This is a genomic window from Microcystis sp. M090S1 (assembly GCF_020246295.1).
GTDB lineage: Bacteria > Cyanobacteriota > Cyanobacteriia > Cyanobacteriales > Microcystaceae > Microcystis > Microcystis aeruginosa.
Genome location: NZ_JADBTF010000154.1, coordinates 1 through 19,720, shown reverse-complemented (window position 1 = coordinate 19,720; position 19,720 = coordinate 1). Strand labels below are relative to the sequence as shown.

The window sequence follows — 19,720 nt, the reverse complement described above, 5'->3', positions numbered from 1 at the left end:
TTAACCTCGATTTATGATTTTCCTTGATCTATCTGGGTTTCAGCGATTTTGGGCTTCTCGAAGTAAATCCCAAGCGGGAATTGGAGTTGAGGCTTTTCTCGATTTGTTTTTTGTCTAAGTCCCATTAGCTTTCGTCGGTCGGTGTGCATTGGGGTTGTTATGCTGTGTCACCAACAGATATGATGCGCCAATCACCTTATGGAATAAACAACCGACCAGCCCCCATATAGTCTTGGATATCGATCACAATTTCTACAAGCCTTTCAACGCAGCGTTCTCGATAGTCAGATTCATTGACCCTATCCGGATCGCCAATCGTAATGATCGGAAATGAAGTCGGTTGATTTTCTTCACGCATTACTTGTTCCAACGAGTCTTCACCCTTCGCATTCCGGTTTGCCGTAAGTAAGAGCATCCCGTTGGTTTGGGCAAATCTCCAAACTACTCGATCATTGCTGTCTGCGGGTAAGCCAACGTCTTCAAATGTCCTCAACCGAATTAGAGCGAGATCTAATAACCCGCTAACAACAAGACTTCCAGAGATCAGAATTGCCTGCCGATTCAAGTTGTAATCAGCCAGAACAATCATTGCTTCTTCGCTTCCCGCTTTGCTCTCCGTTCCTGAAGTTTAGCTCTAACCGCTTCATAGCCTGGACGAGGAGGAGTAGCAGCGATCCGAGCAAAACGTTCGCGATTCCTCTCTTCCCAAAATTGTTTAGTTTCTGCGGCAGTCTTTAAAACCTCCTGATACTCTGCTTCCACTTCTGTTCGATGTGTTTCAATGTAGGAAAGGGCAGCATGAATCTGAGCATCTGTAAGATTGAAGGCATCACGAATAAACTTGGGTGGATACTGAGCTTTGAGATAATCGATTACGTCATACAGAGTAATACGAGTATCCGCAATTGTAAGCCCTCGCTCTGTGCGGATTATAGCTGTTTGTCCATTCGATGCCAGTGCCATAGCAGTCTTAGCTTTTAATCATTTAATTCCATAGTAGCGCACAAAAAAAGCAAGGGGAGCCAACGCCCCCCAACGACTGATTCACAAAATCCTTAATCCTCAACCCAGACCTTCAAAATGTATTTCAGCCTCGTTCCTGCATCTAGCCAGTAGTGAACTCCAACATCTGGCAGTTCAGTATCATTTGTGTGAGCGTCACCCCGTCCTATGCCATCATCAAAGGGAGTAATACGGTGTTTGGAAACCTCTTTGTGGAATTCCACCCGTGTTATTCTTGCTCCGGTGCAAGGAAATTTATCGTCTCCTCGCCTACCAAGAAATCCACTTTCATAAGTTGGTGAAACATCAACTGCTAATCGTTCAGCCATAATAAACCTCCTTTTTTGCTGTAACTTTTCCGTATATCACGCCCAAAAGCGTGTTAGCCAGATTAGCCTACTGCTAGTGGAGCAGTGGGAGCCACATTAGGGAACGCACCCTACAAGATTGCGATCGCTATGTTTTTCTTTTCGCCAACTCAGCCATACATGATCAGCTACCACTCTGGGCAAAATGATCGAGTAATTCGCGGTGCAGGAAACGGTAACGCCCACCAACACGCAACAGCAAACGCCTCTCGACACAGTAGTTAAGGAAGCGGGCAAAATTCCAAGGAATTGTGCCACTTCGCCAAAGGACAATACGCAGGGAAAGGTGCTGCATACAGGCTAACCCGCCACCAGCATTCAAAGAAAAGATCACTGCCATAAGCAGTCCAATTGCAGCCGAGGAAGAAATAGAAACACTTCCTATATTTGATGAAGGATGAAAAGATTCAAAGAATAATGAAATATTCGACAATTTAGCTGATATTGCGAAGAGAGGGAAACTTAGAATAGTCATCAACCACATATTTTGCAAGGAGTTCCAGATCCCCTGATTAGCAAGCACTCGTATCTTTAATTCTTGTTTCATTCCTTGAATTAGACCTCCAAGTAGTGATGCCACAATAAACCAAAAACTCATTACAATAAAAAATACAAAGAATCCCATAAATAGGCCCCAAAACAGTCCAAGAATTACACCTCCTTTCGACCACATTAACAACCCATAAATCATCCCAACAATCCATCCAGAAATTTTGCCCAAAAACCATGCCGAGACAATTCCATGAGCCGATCCATCAGTAAATTCTCTTAATATTTTTAGTATTGCTTCGGCTGATATCTGCACTTGGAATGTTTCTACCGGTTTGATTTCGCTGGAAAACCCCAACCCCATCTTATTCCCTACCATCAATCCTCCGGCTAGTCCTCCACTCAATCCTCCAATTAATCCCAAAAATGGTTTTTCAAACACTACCCCTGCCCCAATTTTCCACCCTATCAGTCCTCCACTCATTCCTCCAAATAGCCCTAAAATTAGCCCAAGGTTTAGTCCTAAAATTAGCTTGTAATTACCTTGCAATCGTGGAGACTCGATCCAACTCGGTTGCATTTGCTCAATCATTAATTCCACCGTATTGTTAGCCTGTAATTGCCGTGCTATCCAGCTCAGACTGCTGATAGTTTCCTGTAGCTTTGGTTCCGCTTCTACGGTTTTGTATGCCCACTTGCGCCCTTTTAATCCTTTACGCCGATCGCGCTCTCGCCGATCAAAAGATAACTGACGCTCAATATACTTCTCCAATAGGTCTTTTCGGCTGAGAATGGGGTTATTCGGATCATACACATCGGCGGTCAACCTAACGAATAGAGGCACTCGCAATAAGCCAGGATCGCCCTCTGGAGTCGTTTCTAGAAGGGCTTGTAACGCAGGATTCGTCTGCATGGCTGACCACAATTCCGAGCGGTGGATACTGTGAAGATAAGCCTCAATTTGCCCATCAGATAAAGGCTGGAGACACACCGCACCTCTGAGGTTATGAAGCTTGATATTTACTGTTTCAAATTCCTTGACCCGACAGCAAACCACCATTTGGGAATATTTCTTCGCAAACTCATTCAGCTTGTCAGTGCATTTTTTCTGTCTTTCTAACCCTAATTCATCTAAACCATCCAACAGAGGCAATAATATCTGTCTCTCTAACCATTGCTCATAGATTTTGCGTTTTCGGTTGCCCCCGTGCAAATCATATAATTGTTCAATCAGCCAATCGTGAATACTTTGATTATCATCGCGCCAGGTAGAAAGCTCAAACAAAACTGGAATAACGGTTTTCGGCTGCGCTAACGCACCACAAACCAACTGTTCAGCTAAGCTCAACAACGCTGTAGTTTTCCCCGATCCAGGCGCACCTAAAATTAGCAGTGTCCCTTTAATATCATCCCGTCCAAAGGTTTCAATTAGCATTTTATTGGGATCGAGAATGCCGCAATCTTCCCCATCAATTTGCAACCTGCGATCTGCTTCCAAGGGCGATCGATTTACCCAGGATGGCTGTTCTGCGATTGCCACATCCATAAAAATGCGATCGCGCCCCAAAGTATCAGTCAAACGCTGGCGAATTTCCGGCAACTGTTTCTTTTCTAGTAACAGCTTGCCCCAATCCCAATCTACTTGGCTTGACTCTGAGATGCCAAACAAGCGCAGAAAAGTATTTTCAATGATGACTTGGTTATCATGGCTATTGAGAAAGCTGACAGCATCCCGTCCAGCTTGTACCTGCTGAACCGAACTATTGGTGATCCTACTATGGTCAATATTCTGATCCTGGGAAGCCATTACTCGTACCTCATAAAACGTTCTATAGCCCGATAAATTTCGCCGCTACACCCAGCCAAGGTGCGATCGCATTAAAAACCTCCTGTCCAGTTTGCCACAGGCTTTTTCCCGCCTCTGTGGTTTCTTTTACCGTTTTCAGCGTCTCATTGACCTGTTTTAGATTTTGTCCAACTAAATCCTTGCTCCCCTCTTCCTTTGCTGCTTCGCGCTTGGCAGGGCGCAGATAATCGAGGAGTTCATCTTTCTGTTCTTGAGTCAGGGCTGAGGCTTTCACTGCTGTTTCCAAATTCTCCAACTGCTTAACCACCTCTGTATTGGTGATTTCCTGTTGGGTTTTCAGATTTCCTGATTGAATTTGCTGGAGATCGCGCCCCGCTTGAGCTTGTTGAACGACACCGCTATTGACGGTTACACCGCTCATACTTTGCGCTTGGTTCGGTTGTTTCGGTTGTTTCTTGCCAAACATAATATTTTTTACCAAGAAGATTTATTCCTATATTAATCTGTGAAGTCATACTAAATCCCTTGAGTAACGCACAGAAAACGGGTTTCTCCAAGAAACCCGTTTTCTACTCATGCAAAAGCAATTTTGTAGGGTGCGTTAGGCGGTGATAACCTTGGAATGAAAAACCAAAATTAGTAATCCGCCGTAACGCACCAGTTAAGTATTATCAAAGTTCTCATCAACCAGAAGCTTAATCATGCTTGCCGCGCTGCTTTACGCGCAAGAAAGCGATCTCGCAATCCCTGGGGGTCAAATCTCCCTTGATTGATTACCGGAATCTCCTGTGCTTGCTGTTGTCGCTGTTGCAAGTAGGATTCTACTTCCGATTGGTGCTTGAGGTAAAAAGCGATCGTGGCGTAAACGTCAGCTAGGTTTAGTGATGGGTAACGATTAACGATTTCCTCTGCTGTCGCACCCTGATGAAATAAGGTCATAAGCATTTTCGTCGCCGTGCCTAGAATTTTATTGTCTAGTACAGGCCCGCTATTATAGCACGATCGATTTAACTTGACTAGGAATGGATGAGGGCAAATAATCAATTAATCGATCGAGATCAAGACTCAATGTCTGATAACTTGTTATTGGTGGGGTAGGGAATCACCTAAGTCACCCTGTTGAATTATTGATTGTCACTAAAAATGTTTAAGCGATCGCTTTTCTTGCCCCTGTTGATTTTATCCCTTAGTTGTACGCTGCTTTTTAGTGCTTGTCGTCAACAAACAGCTAATAATCCCCCAGCAACGACCAATAATAATTCAGAAACTTTAAAACTTTTATATTGGCAAGCGCCGACGATTTTAAATCCCCATCTCTCCACGGGATTTAAAGACTCAGAAGCGAGTCGCATTACCTTAGAACCTTTGGCTAGTTTCGATGAAAAAGGGGAATTAGTTCCTTTTTTAGCGGCAGAAATTCCTACTATTGAAAATGGGGGAGTTGCCCGGGATGGTAAATCGGTGACATGGAAGCTAAAAAAAGATATTAAATGGTCAGATGGTACTCCTTTTACTGCCAAAGATGTCATCGCTACCTATAATTTTATTACCAATCCGAAAACTGGTTCTACTAGCGCTGGCAATTATGAAATAGTTAAAACTGTGGAAGCGATCGATCCCCATACAGTTAAAATAACTTTTAAGCAAGTTAATCCCGCGTGGTCATTAGTTTTTGTGGGGACAGAAGGGATGATTTTACCCGCTCATCTCTATGAAAAGTATAGCAATGAAACGGCACGCCAGGCCCCTGCTAATTTATTACCGGTGGGAACTGGCCCCTATAAAGTGGTAGAATTTAAACCGGGAGATACGGCGGTTTATGAACAAAATTCTTTCTTTCGAGAAGCGGATAAATTGGGTTTTCAAAGAATAGAATTAAAAGGAGGAGGTGATGCCACTTCGGCGGCACGAGCGGTTTTACAGACACAGGAGGCGGATTATGCCTATAATTTGCAAGTAGAGGCTAAGGTTTTAAGTGATTTAGAAAAAGCGGGTCGGGGTCAGTTAATATCTAGTTTCGGTTCTTTGATTGAACGAGTTTTATTTAATCTGAGCGATCCTAATCAAGCTACTCCCGAAGGTGAGAGGTCTAGTATTAAGTTTCCCCATCCTTTTTTGAGTGATGTAAAAGTAAGAGAAGCTTTATCTTTAGCCGTTGATAGAGATACTATTGCCACGCAGCTTTATGGTATTACTGGGAAAACAACTCCTAATTTTATTGTGATGCCATCGGAATATAATTCGCCCAATACTCGCTATGAATTTAATCTAGAAAAGGCTAATAAATTACTAGATGATGCGGGATGGAAAGATAGTAATGGTGATGGCACTAGGGATAAAAATGGGGTAGAAATGAAATTAGTTTTTCAAACCACTGTCAATCCTCTCCGTCAGAAAACCCAAGAAATTATCAAACAAAGTTTACAAGCGATCGGGGTAGGAGTAGAATTAAAAACTATTGATGCCAGTATTTTCTTTTCTAGCGATCCTGCTAACGATGACACGGTAGAAAAGTTTTATGCTGACCTACAAATGTACACTACAGGTAATAATAGTCCCGATCCGAAAGCCTATTTTAAAACCTTTACTTGTAGCGAAATTCCCCAAAAAGCTGATGGTTGGGCCGGAGATAATTATGCTCGTTATTGCAATCCTGAATACGATAAATTATGGCAAGCTTTTAGTCAAGAATTAAACCCAGAAAAACGGAGAGAAATAGCAATTAAAATGAATGATATGTTAATTAATGATTTTGTGATTATTCCCCTAGTTCATCGTGCCGATGTGGTGGCAATTAGCAATAGTTTGTCGGGGTTTGAATTAACTCCCTGGGATAGAAATACTTGGAACATCAAGGACTGGAAGCGTAGTAAATAAATGCTCAAATATTTTCTGAGAAGATTATTATTTTCGATTCCCACTCTTTTAGCTATTAGTATGGTGGTTTTTGGCATTTTGGCCCTAGCGCCGGGGGATCCGATGGGGGAATTTGCAGCTAATCCCGCTATCACCGAAGCGGTGCGAGAAAATATTCGCAAAAGTCTCGGATTAGATCAACCCCTTCCGGTGCGTTATGTCAAGTGGTTGTTAGCATTTCTTCAAGGAGATATGGGCTATTCTTTCACCAGTCGCAGCCCGGTTTTTACCCTCATTTGGCAGCGTTTACCCACAACTCTCTGGATTGTCGGTATTGCCTATATTTTCGGGGTTTTAATTGCTTTTCCTTTAGGCGTAATTTCAGCAGTCAAGCGCTATTCTTGGTTAGACAAAATCATCTCTACCTTTTCGCTACTTGGCTTTTCTTTACCCACCTTTGTGACGGGATTATTATTAATTATTATCTTTAGTGTGCAGTTAAATTGGCTACCATCTTTTTATAATAGTACCCTAGAAATCAGCGATTTTAATAGTTTGATCGAGCAGGTTAAACAGTCAATTATGCCCATAACCGTATTAAGCTTATATCAAGGGGCGATGTTGATGCGTTTCGTGCGTTCTTCCGTAACTGAAGAAATTCACCAAGAGTACGTTAAAACTGCCTTAGCCAAGGGACTAACTAATTTTTCTGTCCTAACTAAGCATATAGTGCGTAATGCTTTAATCCCCGTTGTCACCCTGATTGCTCTCGATATTCCCTCAATTTTTACCGGTGCTTTAGTTACAGAACAAGTGTTTCGTGTACCGGGTATCGGTGCTTTATTAATTGATTCTATTTCCCGCAGTGATACCCCCGTAGTGATGGCGATTACCTTTATCTATGGGATTTTAATTGTTATCTTTAACTTAATTGCCGATTTAACCTATAGTTGGCTCGATCCGCGAGTCAGATATTAACTATGAACATTACAGAATCCTTACACACGGCGATTTTAGTCACCGATCTAGAAAAAGCCGTTAACTTTTACGAAAATGTTCTAGGATTGGCTAGAATCGATCGCCCTTTGCAATACGATGGGGTTTGGTATCAAGTGGGAGATTATCAAATTCATTTAATTGTCGATACCAATTACCAAAACTACCGTCCCAATCCCGAAAAATGGGGACGCAATCCTCATATTGCCTTCGCTATTGATGACGTGGCAACCATGGTTAACTATCTAGAAAGTCAAGGTTATACAATTCAAATGAGTGCCTCAGGCAGAAAGGCATTATTTGTCAGTGATCCCGATGGTAATATCCTAGAAATGAGCCAAATTTAGCCTGAAAAATTCCCCGATATGTTAGACCAATTACAGACTCAACTCTATCACCTTGAACAATACGCTGATCGCTTAGTGACTTCCCAACTAACTCACCTTAGTTTTGTCAGTATTGCCGTGATTTTTCTAGCCGGTTTACTCACCAGTCTTACCCCCTGTATGCTGTCGATGTTGCCGATTACCGTCGCTTATATCGGGGGTTACGAAAATCAAGGTCGTTTAGCGGCTTTTTGGCAGTCCACATGGTTTTCTCTGGGATTAGCCACCACCTTAGCGGGATTGGGACTAATTGCCGCTACTTTAGGAAAAGTCTATGGACAGGTGGGGATCGGTTTACCAATTATCGTCAGTGCGATCGCTATTTTGATGGGGTTAAACCTCTTGGAATTATTACCCCTGCGCTTCCCTTCCCTTGGCGCTACCGATTGGATTACCGGCGATTTTCCCCCGATTTTGCGGTCCTATCTTCTCGGTTTAACATTTGGTTTAATCGCTTCTCCTTGCAGTACACCTGTTCTAGCAACGTTATTGGCATGGGTGGCAAATACGGGGGATTTAAGCTTAGGAGGGGGATTATTGTTATCCTACACTGCTGGCTATGTTTTACCCTTAATTATCGTCGGTTCTTTTACTGCCTCGCTGAAAAGCTTTCTTTCCCTGCGTCAATGGTCCGGGTGGATTAATCCTGTCAGTGGGGTTTTATTAATCGGTTTTGGAGTTTTTTCTTTATTATCCCGTCTGCTGTGATGGTGGAGAGTTACAATGGATAATTGGCTAAAATGGCCCAACTTTTAACTATAGAACCTCTTGCATAATTAATTTTTGAGGGTTTAAAAACTGCTCATTTTTGTAAATCTGCTGAGTTGGGATTTTTAAAGGTAAACTATCTTCTAAAATTGATCATTACTTCCGATTTTATCACTCAATCCAAGCTTTTGGGGGGTAGAACCCCCCAAACCCCGGAGCGCATTAGCTTTTCGGTGGGATGCCTACAGACAGCTGCTGATATATCTGTGATAATTTAAGAATCACTGATAATTGCTGGTTGTCGATGTTTCTGCAAATGTGAGATGCAGCCTAATTGATTATTATTCATTCTTAATTCTCCTGACTACTGACTACTGGCTACTAACTCCTAACCCTAACAACAATTTTTGATCTTTACAAGAGGTCCTATGACTATATCGGAAACTTCCTCAAATTTAAAAAATACACCGCTCCGATGGGGACGTAAATTTATCCAGACTATTGCCGATCTGCGATTAGCAATTATCCTTTTACTTTTAATCGCTATTTTTAGCATTTCTGGGACAGTAATCGAACAGGGTCAATCTCTATCTTTCTACCAAGCTAATTATCCTGAAAAACCCGCTTTATTTGGGTTTCTGACTTGGAAAGTTTTATTACTAATGGGATTAAATCATGTTTATAGCACTTGGTGGTATCTATCATTATTAATTCTCTTTGGTTCCAGTTTAACCGCTTGCACCTTCCGACGACAATTTCCCGCTTTAAAGGCCGCCAGAAACTGGCAATTTTATCAACAATCTCGCCAATTTCAAAAACTAGCTTTAAGTGCCGAATTAGAAACCGGTTCCCTAGAATCCCTCACCCCTTTGTTAGAAAAAAAAGGCTACAAAGTTTTTCTAGAAAATAACAGTCTTTATGCTCGTAAAGGTCTGATTGGTAAAATCGGTCCGATTATCGTTCATGCAGCCATGTTAATTATTTTAGCAGGAGCGATCTGGGGAGCGTTAACCGGGTTTTTCGCTCAAGAAATGGTAGCTAGTGGCGATAGTTTTCAGGTTAAAAATATTATTGAAGCTGGACCCTTATCTAAAAATTCTCTCCCTAAGGATTGGGGGATTAAAGTTAATCGTTTTTGGATTGATTATAGTCCTAAAGGTGATATAGAACAATTTTATTCTGATTTGTCGGTGATCGATAATCAAGGACAGGAGATCGATCGCAAAACTATTCAAGTTAATCAACCTTTGCACCATAAAGGGGTGACTTTTTATCAAACCAGTTGGGGGATTGCTGGGGTAAAAGTACAGGTGAATAATAGTCCGATCCTACAGCTACCGATGGCTAGTTTAGACACGAAAGGTAATGGACAAATCTGGGGAACTTGGATTCCGACTAAAACCGATCTTAGTGAGGGAGTTTCTCTTTTAGCCAGAGATTTACAAGGTACGTTAGTTGTCTATGATGCTAAGGGAGATTTAACCTCTGCTGTACGAGAAGGAATGACGATTCCTATCAATGGAGTTAATCTAAAAATAGTCGAATTAGTGGGCAGTACAGGTTTACAAATTAAGGCAGATCCGGGAGTGCCTATTGTCTATTTAGGTTTTGGTTTATTGATGATGGGAGTGGTAATGAGTTACTTTTCCCATTCCCAAATTTGGGCTTTACAATCGGGTGATCGCTTTTATATTGGTGGTAAAACTAATCGCGCTCAAGTCAGTTTTGAACGGGAAATAATTGATACCATCGAAAGGCTAAAGTTAAAGTAGAATTGACCTTAATCTGGTGTCGTTTCACGATAAAAAGTTCTGTTTATCTACTGACTCCTGACTCCTGACGACCGGCTACTGACTCCTAACTCCACCAACAAACTTTTTCAGTAAACCCTACTTACTTATATGCCAGAATTGCCAGAAGTAGAAACGGTGCGTCGCGGGTTAAATCAAGTTACCCAGGGCCAAAAAATTATCGGTGGGGAAGTATTATTACAGCGTACCCTAGCCTACCCTAATTGCGAGGCAACTTTTCTGCAAGGAATTGCTCAGACCACGATTAGCAATTGGCAGCGCCGAGGCAAATATCTCCTCGCCAATTTAGATAATGGTAGCAGTATCGGGGTTCATCTGCGTATGACTGGACAATTGCTCTGGGTAAAAGATACCACTCCCCTGCCGATTCATACGCGCTTACGCTTCTTTTTTGCCAATCAGCAAGAATTGCGTTTTGTTGATACCCGCACTTTCGGGAAAATTTGGTGGATTGCCGCCGATAAAACCCCAGAAACTGTGATTACCGGTCTCAAAAAACTGGGACTAGAACCCTTTGATCGCAATTTTACCCCCGATTACCTCTATAGTCACTGTCAAAAAAGTCGTCGTCCGATTAAAACTTTTCTCCTCGATCAAAATGTAGTCGCAGGAATTGGCAATATCTACGCGGATGAAGTTCTTTTTAAAAGTGGTATCCATCCCCAAACTGCCGCCAATCTCTTAAAAATTGAGCAAATAGACTTATTGACAAAAAACATTATTTCTGTATTGGAAACTGCAATCGCTGAAGGCGGAACCAGTTTTAGCGATTTTCTCCACGTTACGGGAGTTAATGGCAATTATGGGGCGATGGCCTGGGTTTACGGTCGTAATGGCGAAAATTGTCGCCTTTGCGGTGCAACTATTGCCAGAATTAAATTAAGTGGGCGCTCGGCTCATTTTTGTCCCCAGTGTCAAGTCTCAAGGGGAGAAGGGAGAAAAAGCTGATCACTGATTAGGGGCTGTGGCTTCAATTTTGTTATTTTCGTCGGCTAGGGTCTGAATCTCCTGTCTGTAAGCAAAAGGAGCGCGACTGAGAGCATCTTGAAAGAGGGGTTGAGCCTCTTGATTTTTGCCCTGTTCTTTTAGTACGATCGCCGCTGCCAAAATCGGTCGGAAATCGTTAACATCCATCTGTTGAGCTTGTTTATAGGCGTTTAAAGCTTCCGGATAATTTTGCTGCTCGAAATAGATTTTGCCTAAAAGTAACTGAACGGAAACGATATCGATTAAACTAGCAGGATTATTGGGATCGGCAGCAGCTTTTAAAGCGCGATCGAGCGTGTCTTTGACCAGACTAATCGCCTCGATCGAGCGGTTTTGGCTGAGAAATAAATTAGTTAATCCAGTTAAGGCCCGCAGCTCTTGGGGATGGGAGGCTAAAAGAGCGCGATAACTGCCTGTGGCTCCTGCATAGTCCTCTATTTGCTGTTTCGCTTCCGCCAAAAGTAGCAGATAATCGGATTGTTGGGGGTTAAGTTGCGCTAATTTTTCTAAAGGTTCGATCGCTTGCCTTAAATCGCCCTGCTGTAAGCGAGTATCTAATAATCCCCGCAAAGCCGTCTGATTATCGGGTTCGCGCTCTAAAACCATCTGATAACCCAGTGCTTGACTGGCTAATTCCTCTTGTTTGACTGCGGACAGATGACTCTGGCCCGAGGAGTGCTGACTTTTGAGAATAGAAGTCAATAGCGGCATAATCGAGAAAGACAGCAAAGCAAATAACATCAGGACGAGACCGATGGACAGCCAACGACGGTGAGAGAGAGAGGCTTTCATAGACTGGGGTGCGAGGGGACAGAGAGGAAAATGTTCTGGAAATCTGGAGATTTGATGAGGGGATCGATCGAATTGGCCGCTCTTTATTAAGTACAATGGGCAAACGGTCAAGACTCAAAAGGGTTTTGACTGGGTTGACAGTCAAAAGATCATGGTTCTTAATATATTAGATGCCAGTAGAGTCGCCCTAGAGGGTTATTGTAACCCCCCAGATCGCGCTTTTGACTTGCTTGATTACTAATTTACTATGTGTCTCCGCCGCTAGGAGTGTGATATGAATCGTCCTGGGAATCGGTTTACCGAATCACCGAAAACCCCCCCGACCCCTGAAGTGGAAATTCAGGAAGTCCCCCTTGAATCCCCCCATACCGAGGCTGATTTAGCCGTAGAGTCAGCCACCCCCGCAGAAGTCAAACGTCAACAACCGATCCCCCCTCCCAGTCATCTGCGGCAGTATCGGGCGATCGGTCTCGTCTATGGCCATTATCAGCGATCGGAGGAACAATTAACTAAAGGCAATATTTTAACTGCCGATGGTACTCTGATCGATTCTGTGATTCTCGGTCGGGTGATCAGTTTGGTTAAAAATCATCTCGATCTGGAAAAACCCCATCTTTGGGTGGTTTATCCGCGCACCCGTCAGGAAAATGATGCCCTTCATGTTCAGATTGTCGGTGTTTGGGAACCAGAAACCCTGAAAAAGGAGGATGATCAGGAGATAGAGCCTCTCCTCGCTTCTACCCCGGGTTATTTCTCGATTCGAGGCGAAGTCATCTTTACCGAACGGGAAAATCAAGCGGTAGTGGTCAAAATCCGACAAATGCCCAAAACTGAAGCGGACAAACCCAAGTTTTTTAAACTAAAATTGCGCGGTACTTTATCTGGTAAACCGATCAGTCGTTTTTGGGATTTTCAGGTACAACTTAAAGGAGATGCCTTAACCATTTTGGAAGGTTTAGACCTCGGTTTTGCCAGCAAGAAAAAACCGATGGGTAAGGGAGGTTTTAAAAAGCCTTTTGATAAAAATCGTCATCTTTCGGGGGAAGGAGAAAAACGACCTTTTCCCCCCGGACAATCCCCTATCCCTCGGCCTTCCCGACCAAAACCCGTATCGGAAAACTAATTTTTTTCTAAGGATGGGTGAGAAACCCATCCCTAGTCTAGGATTTGGTTTTGGGAGCTATTTGATACTTAGTATTGGGAATATAAGCGCGAATGTTATAACTATAATCCGTTCCCAAAATCTCGGCGATAAAAACCGCTAACTGAGTGCCTAAAATCGCTTCATCGGCAGAACTAAAAGATTTATAATCTTCTATTAACCATTCTTGACCACCATTAACTAAAGTACATCTAAATGTACCAAGAGATTCGGCGATTTCTGTATGTTCTGTATAGTTTCTCGTTCTTACTTCCCCCCTACTATCTGCCCTCAAACATAATTGATTAAGTTCTGCATAAAATTTGGCAGGAATTTTGTCTAAATCACCCCCTTTAGTCACCCAATGCACAAAAAGATGAAAAGACCAAGGAAGATTGAGGTAGAGTAGATAAGATAAACCCAGAATAATTGTTAAATATAAGGAGGAAGTCAGGAATTTATCATATTTCCTTTTTCGGGATCGATTTAAACGTTTAGCTAAATCTAACTTTGATCTTTTCATAAATTTTAATGAGTCAAAAGTAATTCGTAAAAAGTAAGATGTATAAAAAAATCCTGCGTTTTGCTCCGATTATCCTGTCCTTGAGTTTATTTATTCTAGCGGTCTGGGCAATTAGTCAAGAATTTAAACACTACACTTTTGCCCAACTCTTGGCTAGTTTGGATCATATTACCACAAGTCGTAAGCTAGAAGCTATTTTTTGGATGGCTTTGGGTTATTTGTCGATGACGGGTTATGATCGCCTAGGTTTTTATTATATCAATCATCCCTTAGCTTTAGGCACTATTATCCGCACTGCTTTTATCAGTTATGCTCTTGGTAATACCATTGGTTTGACCTTATTTTCTGGGACAGCAATCCGTTATCGTTTCTATACTACTGCGGGGGTGGGGGTGGTGGATATTGCCAAAGTTATTACTTTTACCCATTTAAGCTTTTGGTTAGGAATGTTAGGGATTGGTGGTTTAAGTTTCCTCCTCGATCCCCAACGGATTCCTCAACTTTTAAAATTACCTTTTTTAACTACTAAACCTTTAGGAATAATTTTTTTATTGCTGGTTACGGGATATTTTTTCTTGACTCTCACCTATAAAAAACCAATAAGAATCGGCCAAGAAAATATCTATTTACCCTCTTGGACTCTTTCCCTGGCTTTGATTTTGGTTACTTTTATCGATTGGATATTAGCCGCTAGAGTTCTCTATCTTCTTCTCCCAGACAACTATAATACTTCGTTTTTAGGATTTTTCGGTCTCTATGTATTTGCCATGACGGCAGGGGTATTAAGCAATGTGCCGGGAGGAATAGGTGTTTTTGAGTTTATCATGCTGAGATTACGCCCCGAATATGTATCTAATGCCGAGCTTTTAGGCTCTTTAATCGCCTATCGAGCTATTTATTATTTCCTGCCTTTAATTGTCGCTTTTGTCTGGTTGTTGGGTTACGAGGCGCGCAGAAAATAAGGTCTTCAAATTAGCTTAAACGGACAAAAAAAGTCCCCATGCAGTCATAGCTGGGGAGCATCAATCTAGTAGGCTAAAGTTTCTAAAGTTTCCCGTAGATAGGAACAAATGCGAGCATCAGCATCGTCTCTATTTTTACCTGATTCTAGTTGTTCTTGCTGCCAACGCCGAAAACCGGAACTAGCGGCGATGGCTTGTTTTAAATGCTCCCAAGTGTGATGATCTTTGTGAAGTGGGGTGTCAGAAAATGTGATAGAGTTGCCCATCTTTACCTCTGGTGGTAGGGTTGCACCTTTTAACATAACTTAAAAATCGCTGAAAATTCTGATAACTGGGACACAATTAGGCAGAAAAAGGTGTTGCCTAGCGGGAAAGCTGCGGGGATGCCAACACCTTTTTTGAGGAAATATAGCAGATTTTTAGGATATTTTGCTGGTTTCTGCCGCTTCTTCCGCCTCCACTGCCGCGTTTAAAGCGACGGAGGGAATGGGGATAGGAAATACCGACGGCAGCTTAGCGGCGGCATCTTCAGGAGGCTGCCCGGAGTGAAAACGACGGTAACTTAAAACACCGGCTACGGTGATTGCTCCTGTAGCGGCGGCAACCCCTAAAATAAGTTTGTTAGCATCCACAGGGAAGGTGGTATTGCTGCCAAAAATGCCTTTAGCTTTAGCGAAAGCACAAGCGGAGGCACTGCCAGCATCAAGAGTACCTAAAACAATACCACTGACGAGGGTGGCACTAACGGCGATGGAGGTGAAAAAAGTTTTCTTCATAATTGCCTTGGGGATAGGTTGTCAATAGCGATTATCCTTGCATTATAGATATCTCCATCACAATTGTCTATGGGAGCATCTCATTTATGCAAGTGAGTAATTATACTTATCCCTAAAACTGTTTTCTAGCAAGGCTTTCAAAATAGCTTGACATAAAAACCTGATTTAGGGGTTACAAAGGTGAGATGCTCCCATTGTCTATTTTATTTCCGTTGGTGACATTGGAATAATTTTGTTTAAGGATAATGAATTATCAATATCGTGTCGGGGGTAGTCTTGCCTATAACCATCCTACCTATATCGAGAGAAATGCCGATCGAGAACTGTTAACGGCGTTGAAAAATGGTCAATTTTGCTACGTTTTTAACTGTCGTCAGATGGGTAAATCCAGTTTAAGGGTACGAGTGACTCATATTTTACAGCAATCGGGCATGGATTGTGCGGCGGTAGATATAACCAGTCTTGGTAGTAATGATAATTTATCCCAATGGTATAACGGGGTGATTACCCGTTTGTTTTTAGGATTTAATCTGACGGGAAAAATTAATCTTAAATCCTGGTTGCGCGAGCGAGAGGATTTACCTCCCGTGCAGCGTTTGGGACAATTTATCGAGGAAGTTTTATTAGTTTATTGTCGGGGAGAGAAAATATATATTTTTATCGACGAGATCGATAAAATTCTCAGTTTACAGTTTTCTCTAGATGACTTTTTTTCCCTGATTCGTTATTGTTATAACCAAAGAGCGGAAAATGCCCAGTATGAAAGAATTACTTTCGCTTTATTCGGTGTTGCTACCCCAGCAGATTTAATTCGCGAAAAGACCCAAACATCTTTTAATATCGGCCAAGCGATCGAATTAACGGGATTTAATCTTGCAGAAATTGCTCCTCTAGCCGCGGGATTATCCGGTCAAAGTAATTATCAACCCGACTGCTTAGAAAAAGTTATTTTTTGGACGGGAGGACAGCCATTTTTAACCCAGAAAATCTGTCAGCTATTGCTGGAAAGTAATTTAGATATTGAGACGCTGATCAAAGAGAGAATTATTAATAATTGGGAATCTAATGATGAACCAGTTCATCTGCGAACTATTGCCGATCGCTTGTTAAGAAATAAAGACAAAGCGGGTCGTTTGTTAGGCATCTATCAACAAATTTTAGAAAAAGGTGCAATCCTGTGCGATGATAGTCCAGAACAAGGGGAATTAAGGTTATCGGGGTTAGTGGTAAAAAAGGATAATCAATTAGTAGTTTATAATCCTATTTATCGAGAAATATTTAATCTCAATTGGCTGGAAAAACAATTAGAGCAATTGCGTCCCTACTCAGAAGCAATCGCCGCGTGGCAACAGTCTAATTATACCGATGAATCGCGGCTTTTACGCGGAAAAGCTTTAAATAATGCCCTCGATTGGTCTCAGGGTAAAAGCTTAAGTAATCTTGATTATCAGTTTTTAACTGCTAGTCAAAATCTCGATAAAAGAGAGGCAGAAATTAGCCTAGAAACTCAGAAGCAAGCTAATAAAATTCTAGCAATTGCTCACCAAAAAGCCACCAAAAGAATTCAAATTGGCTCGGTAATTTTAATTGCTTCTCTTTTGGGTTCTCTCTTAGCTTTTGTCCAGGTAAAACAAGCGTGGCAGCAAGTAGAAACCGCTCAACTAGGTATTAAATTACAGCGCAATGGTGACAGTTATTGGCAACAATTTAAATTTGAACAACTAGAATCTTTAATGGCGGCCATGCAAGCAGTAAATAGTTTAAAAAATATCGTTACTGATGACCAAACCCTGGGTAAATATCCTGCTACCAGTCCAATTATTACCCTGCAACAAATTTTAGATCGCATTCAAGAAAAAAACCAACTGCAAGGACACCGGGGAACTATTTATAGTGTTAGTATTAGTCCTGATCGTCAAAAAATTGCCACTGCTTCTCAAGATGGTACGGTAAAAATTTGGAATCAAAAAGGTGAGAATATTCAAACTTTGACAGGTCATCAAGGAGCAGTTTATAGTGTTAGTTTTAGTCCCGATGGTCAAAAAATCGCCACTGCTTCCGAAGATAAAACCGCCAAAATTTGGAACTTGCAAGGGCAAAATTTAGTCACCTATCCTGACCATCAAGAATCAGTTTATAGTGTTAGTTTTAGTCCCGATGGTCAAAAAATTGTCACCACTTCCAGGGATAAAACCGCTAGATTATGGAATTTATCAGGTGAAACTTTACAGGTATTTAAGGGACATAAAAGATCGATAGATGCAGCTAGTTTTAGTCCCGATGGTCAAAAAATTGCCACCGCTTCCCGGGATGGTACGATTAAAATCTGGGATTTATCAGGTAAAATTATCTTGAGTTTAGGTCAAGAAAATATTGAGGCTTTTTATAGTGTTAATTTTAGTCCCGACGGTCAAAAAATTGCTGGGGCAGCGGCCGATAAAACTGCTAAAATTTGGGATTTACAGGGAAATTTAATAGCTACTTTCCAGGGACATCAAGATTTTGTCAACAGTGTTAATTTTAGTCCTGATGGCAAGTTTATAATTACTGCATCTAGTGACGGTAGTGCTAAAATTTGGGGAATGCAAGGGGAAGAAATAACTACTCTCAGAGGACATCAAGAATCAGTTTTTACTGCTGTATTTAGTCAAGATGGAAAACAGGTGGTAACTGGATCGAGTGATGAAACGGCTAAAATTTGGCAACTGAACAATTTAAATCAAGCTAGGGCCGATAATACCAGTGTTAGCATTAATTCCCAGGGCAATATTATCGCTATTGCTAATAAAGATGGTCAGATTACTTTACTCGATTCACAAGGTAAAAAAATTAGAGAATTTGCCACAAAAATGCGCTCAATCTATAGTATAGCTTTTCATCCCGATAGTAATCAGATAGCGATTACAGGAAGAAATGGAAAAGTACAAATCTGGAGTCAAAAAGGAACAATGCTTCAAGAATTTACTGCTAGTCAAGTACCGATTTATAGTCTTGCTTTTAATGGAGAGGGAACAGCAATAATCACGGGAACAAGCGAGGGAAAAGTTCAATACTGGCATTTAAGTAATTATCGGCCTCAATTAATTAATTCCTGGACAGCCGATGATAATATTATCTATGATTTGGTGTTTTCTCATGATCATCAAAAAATTGCTACCGCTACTCGGGGAAAGATTAAAATTTGGGATTTGCAGGGTAATATTTTAAAGGAGATTAAAACTGATTCTTTTCCCGTTTATGGAGTTAGTTTTAGTCCCGATGGTGAAAAAATCGCCGCTATTTCAAGGGATGGTACAGCTAGACGCTGGGACATGGACGGAAATTTGCGCTCGGAGTTTAAAATAGAAGAAGATATCGTCTATGGGATCACTTTTAGTCCTGATAGTCAAGAGATTGTGATTATTGCTAGGGATGGTCGAAAGCATCGATGGCCCTTAGAAACAGAATATAATTATTTACAAAAATTGCTCGATCGAGGTTGTCTTTGGTTAGAAGATTATCTCAGGAATCGTCCCGAAAAACGAGAAGCTCTATCCCTGTGTACTAGGAAAATAAAACCATTCACCTTTTAAACTTGGTTTGACTGGGTGGGGGGTGAAGGTTAAATTAATTAGTTAATTTCTTGATCTCTTCGGTTTGTCTTATGCAACGGACAGGGTTATAAGGGATGAAACCCTTATAGAAACAGACATTACTGCGATTTTTGTCAATTGTTTGCGATCTGGAGCGAACTAATCAATTAAATCTCTTGCCAGATCAGGATTTAGTCGATTTATGTCTCCCTATAGAATCATACCAAGTAACGAAGAACCCAACATTTTTGGTTTTAACGCTAGAATTTTATCTAATGACCTTTTGTCAACGAGAGAGTCTAGGTATTGTAAAGTTTCAATATAAATATAGTCAGATATAGTCAGGCATAGTAATATATAGACATGAGACGATCAGACTATGCAAAAAAAGCAGCAATAAGTTATCGAACGGCTTGGAGGTGGTGGAAACAAGGGAATTTAACAGGCTATCAATTGCCTTCTGGTACAATTATCACAACGGATGACAACCCTTCAAAACCCGACGCTGAGTTAAAAGACAACGGACAATAATGTTAGTAGCCGA

The 19,720-nt window shown here is 41.5% G+C and carries 19 protein-coding genes; 9 read left to right on the top strand and 10 right to left on the bottom strand.

Features of this window, described 5'->3' with window-relative positions; all coding sequences use genetic code 11:
* Nucleotides 1-196: 196 nt before the first annotated feature.
* From IM477_RS06870 to IM477_RS06845, 6 genes are all read right to left on the bottom strand, one after another.
* Nucleotides 197-589 carry a hypothetical protein gene (locus IM477_RS06870; RefSeq protein WP_002791850.1) on the bottom strand — a complete coding sequence of 131 codons (393 nt, stop codon included), beginning with the start codon at nt 587-589 and terminating at the stop codon, nt 197-199.
* Entirely contained in the window at nt 586-963 is a 378-nt protein-coding gene (locus IM477_RS06865; RefSeq protein WP_002778608.1) for a DUF433 domain-containing protein, read from the bottom strand. The genes IM477_RS06870 and IM477_RS06865 overlap by 4 nt, the downstream gene beginning before the upstream one ends.
* A 92-nt stretch (nt 964-1,055) precedes the next feature.
* Nucleotides 1,056-1,331 (bottom strand): hypothetical protein, encoded by a 276-nt coding sequence (locus tag IM477_RS06860; protein WP_147068755.1) that lies wholly within the window; start codon nt 1,329-1,331, stop codon nt 1,056-1,058.
* Nucleotides 1,332-1,494: 163 nt separating this feature from the next.
* Nucleotides 1,495-3,666 carry an NACHT domain-containing protein gene (locus tag IM477_RS06855; RefSeq protein WP_287731060.1) on the bottom strand — a complete coding sequence of 724 codons (2,172 nt, stop codon included), beginning with the start codon at nt 3,664-3,666 and terminating at the stop codon, nt 1,495-1,497.
* Nucleotides 3,667-3,688: 22 nt separating this feature from the next.
* Nucleotides 3,689-4,132, bottom strand: a complete 444-nt coding sequence (locus IM477_RS06850; RefSeq protein ID WP_287731058.1) for a hypothetical protein — start codon at nt 4,130-4,132, stop codon at nt 3,689-3,691.
* A gap of 233 nt (nt 4,133-4,365) precedes the next feature.
* Nucleotides 4,366-4,605 carry a DUF433 domain-containing protein gene (locus IM477_RS06845; protein WP_253845056.1) on the bottom strand — a complete coding sequence of 80 codons (240 nt, stop codon included), beginning with the start codon at nt 4,603-4,605 and terminating at the stop codon, nt 4,366-4,368.
* A 204-nt stretch (nt 4,606-4,809) separates the two neighbouring features.
* Here IM477_RS06845 and IM477_RS06840 point away from each other — a divergent pair, with 204 nt between their 5' ends.
* The 6 genes from IM477_RS06840 to IM477_RS06815 all read left to right on the top strand — a co-directional run bounded on the left by IM477_RS06840 (nt 4,810) and on the right by IM477_RS06815 (nt 11,371).
* On the top strand, nt 4,810-6,543 hold the full coding sequence (locus IM477_RS06840) for a peptide ABC transporter substrate-binding protein (RefSeq protein WP_287731055.1): 1,734 nt from the start codon (nt 4,810-4,812) through the stop codon (nt 6,541-6,543).
* The gene (locus IM477_RS06835; protein ID WP_287731053.1) at nt 6,544-7,500 is read left to right on the top strand and encodes an ABC transporter permease; all 957 of its coding nucleotides are present in this window, start codon (nt 6,544-6,546) and stop codon (nt 7,498-7,500) included.
* Between the two features lie 2 nt (nt 7,501-7,502).
* Nucleotides 7,503-7,865: a VOC family protein gene (locus IM477_RS06830; protein ID WP_287731052.1), complete on the top strand. Its 363-nt coding sequence runs from the start codon at nt 7,503-7,505 to the stop codon at nt 7,863-7,865.
* Nucleotides 7,866-7,883: 18 nt separating this feature from the next.
* Nucleotides 7,884-8,612, top strand: a complete 729-nt coding sequence (locus tag IM477_RS06825) for a cytochrome c biogenesis protein CcdA (protein WP_002736734.1) — start codon at nt 7,884-7,886, stop codon at nt 8,610-8,612.
* Nucleotides 8,613-9,040: 428 nt separating this feature from the next.
* Nucleotides 9,041-10,384 (top strand): cytochrome c biogenesis protein, encoded by a 1,344-nt coding sequence (locus IM477_RS06820; protein ID WP_287731050.1) that lies wholly within the window; start codon nt 9,041-9,043, stop codon nt 10,382-10,384.
* Nucleotides 10,385-10,513: 129 nt separating this feature from the next.
* Complete coding sequence (locus IM477_RS06815) at nt 10,514-11,371, top strand: DNA-formamidopyrimidine glycosylase (RefSeq protein WP_287692668.1); 858 nt, start codon at nt 10,514-10,516, stop codon at nt 11,369-11,371.
* Here IM477_RS06815 and IM477_RS06810 read toward each other — a convergent pair whose 3' ends face one another.
* Nucleotides 11,372-12,202 carry a tetratricopeptide repeat protein gene (locus IM477_RS06810; RefSeq protein WP_287731049.1) on the bottom strand — a complete coding sequence of 277 codons (831 nt, stop codon included), beginning with the start codon at nt 12,200-12,202 and terminating at the stop codon, nt 11,372-11,374.
* A 274-nt stretch (nt 12,203-12,476) separates the two neighbouring features.
* Here IM477_RS06810 and patR point away from each other — a divergent pair, with 274 nt between their 5' ends.
* Complete coding sequence (patR, locus tag IM477_RS06805) at nt 12,477-13,325, top strand: heterocyst master regulator PatR (RefSeq protein WP_287731048.1); 849 nt, start codon at nt 12,477-12,479, stop codon at nt 13,323-13,325.
* Nucleotides 13,326-13,362: 37 nt separating this feature from the next.
* Here the strand turns inward: patR and IM477_RS06800 are convergent, their stop codons facing one another.
* Nucleotides 13,363-13,866 carry a hypothetical protein gene (locus IM477_RS06800; protein ID WP_287731047.1) on the bottom strand — a complete coding sequence of 168 codons (504 nt, stop codon included), beginning with the start codon at nt 13,864-13,866 and terminating at the stop codon, nt 13,363-13,365.
* A gap of 38 nt (nt 13,867-13,904) precedes the next feature.
* Here IM477_RS06800 and IM477_RS06795 point away from each other — a divergent pair, with 38 nt between their 5' ends.
* Entirely contained in the window at nt 13,905-14,828 is a 924-nt protein-coding gene (locus tag IM477_RS06795; protein WP_287731046.1) for a lysylphosphatidylglycerol synthase domain-containing protein, read from the top strand.
* A 65-nt stretch (nt 14,829-14,893) separates the two neighbouring features.
* On the opposite strand, the gene IM477_RS06790 is transcribed toward IM477_RS06795, so the two are convergent.
* Nucleotides 14,894-15,130, bottom strand: a complete 237-nt coding sequence (locus IM477_RS06790) for a hypothetical protein (protein WP_287731045.1) — start codon at nt 15,128-15,130, stop codon at nt 14,894-14,896.
* A gap of 117 nt (nt 15,131-15,247) precedes the next feature.
* On the bottom strand, nt 15,248-15,604 hold the full coding sequence (locus IM477_RS06785; protein ID WP_190722616.1) for a hypothetical protein: 357 nt from the start codon (nt 15,602-15,604) through the stop codon (nt 15,248-15,250).
* A gap of 245 nt (nt 15,605-15,849) precedes the next feature.
* On the opposite strand from IM477_RS06785, the gene IM477_RS06780 reads away from it, so the two are divergent.
* Nucleotides 15,850-19,176 (top strand): AAA-like domain-containing protein, encoded by a 3,327-nt coding sequence (locus IM477_RS06780; RefSeq protein ID WP_287731044.1) that lies wholly within the window; start codon nt 15,850-15,852, stop codon nt 19,174-19,176.
* Nucleotides 19,177-19,720 lie beyond the last annotated feature (544 nt).

Bases quoted from the DNA above. Each gene is read 5' to 3' on its own strand.
- IM477_RS06870 (WP_002791850.1), bottom strand. From the start codon at position 589: ATGATTGTTCTGGCTGATTACAACTTGAATCGGCAGGCAATTCTGATC.
- IM477_RS06865 (WP_002778608.1), bottom strand. From the start codon at position 963: ATGGCACTGGCATCGAATGGACAAACAGCTATAATCCGCACAGAGCGA.
- IM477_RS06860 (WP_147068755.1), bottom strand. From the start codon at position 1,331: ATGGCTGAACGATTAGCAGTTGATGTTTCACCAACTTATGAAAGTGGA.
- IM477_RS06855 (WP_287731060.1), bottom strand. From the start codon at position 3,666: ATGGCTTCCCAGGATCAGAATATTGACCATAGTAGGATCACCAATAGT.
- IM477_RS06850 (WP_287731058.1), bottom strand. From the start codon at position 4,132: ATGTTTGGCAAGAAACAACCGAAACAACCGAACCAAGCGCAAAGTATG.
- IM477_RS06845 (WP_253845056.1), bottom strand. From the start codon at position 4,605: ATGACCTTATTTCATCAGGGTGCGACAGCAGAGGAAATCGTTAATCGT.
- IM477_RS06840 (WP_287731055.1), top strand. From the start codon at position 4,810: ATGTTTAAGCGATCGCTTTTCTTGCCCCTGTTGATTTTATCCCTTAGT.
- IM477_RS06835 (WP_287731053.1), top strand. From the start codon at position 6,544: ATGCTCAAATATTTTCTGAGAAGATTATTATTTTCGATTCCCACTCTT.
- IM477_RS06830 (WP_287731052.1), top strand. From the start codon at position 7,503: ATGAACATTACAGAATCCTTACACACGGCGATTTTAGTCACCGATCTA.
- IM477_RS06825 (WP_002736734.1), top strand. From the start codon at position 7,884: ATGTTAGACCAATTACAGACTCAACTCTATCACCTTGAACAATACGCT.
- IM477_RS06820 (WP_287731050.1), top strand. From the start codon at position 9,041: ATGACTATATCGGAAACTTCCTCAAATTTAAAAAATACACCGCTCCGA.
- IM477_RS06815 (WP_287692668.1), top strand. From the start codon at position 10,514: ATGCCAGAATTGCCAGAAGTAGAAACGGTGCGTCGCGGGTTAAATCAA.
- IM477_RS06810 (WP_287731049.1), bottom strand. From the start codon at position 12,202: ATGAAAGCCTCTCTCTCTCACCGTCGTTGGCTGTCCATCGGTCTCGTC.
- patR (WP_287731048.1), top strand. From the start codon at position 12,477: ATGAATCGTCCTGGGAATCGGTTTACCGAATCACCGAAAACCCCCCCG.
- IM477_RS06800 (WP_287731047.1), bottom strand. From the start codon at position 13,866: ATGAAAAGATCAAAGTTAGATTTAGCTAAACGTTTAAATCGATCCCGA.
- IM477_RS06795 (WP_287731046.1), top strand. From the start codon at position 13,905: ATGTATAAAAAAATCCTGCGTTTTGCTCCGATTATCCTGTCCTTGAGT.
- IM477_RS06790 (WP_287731045.1), bottom strand. From the start codon at position 15,130: ATGTTAAAAGGTGCAACCCTACCACCAGAGGTAAAGATGGGCAACTCT.
- IM477_RS06785 (WP_190722616.1), bottom strand. From the start codon at position 15,604: ATGAAGAAAACTTTTTTCACCTCCATCGCCGTTAGTGCCACCCTCGTC.
- IM477_RS06780 (WP_287731044.1), top strand. From the start codon at position 15,850: ATGAATTATCAATATCGTGTCGGGGGTAGTCTTGCCTATAACCATCCT.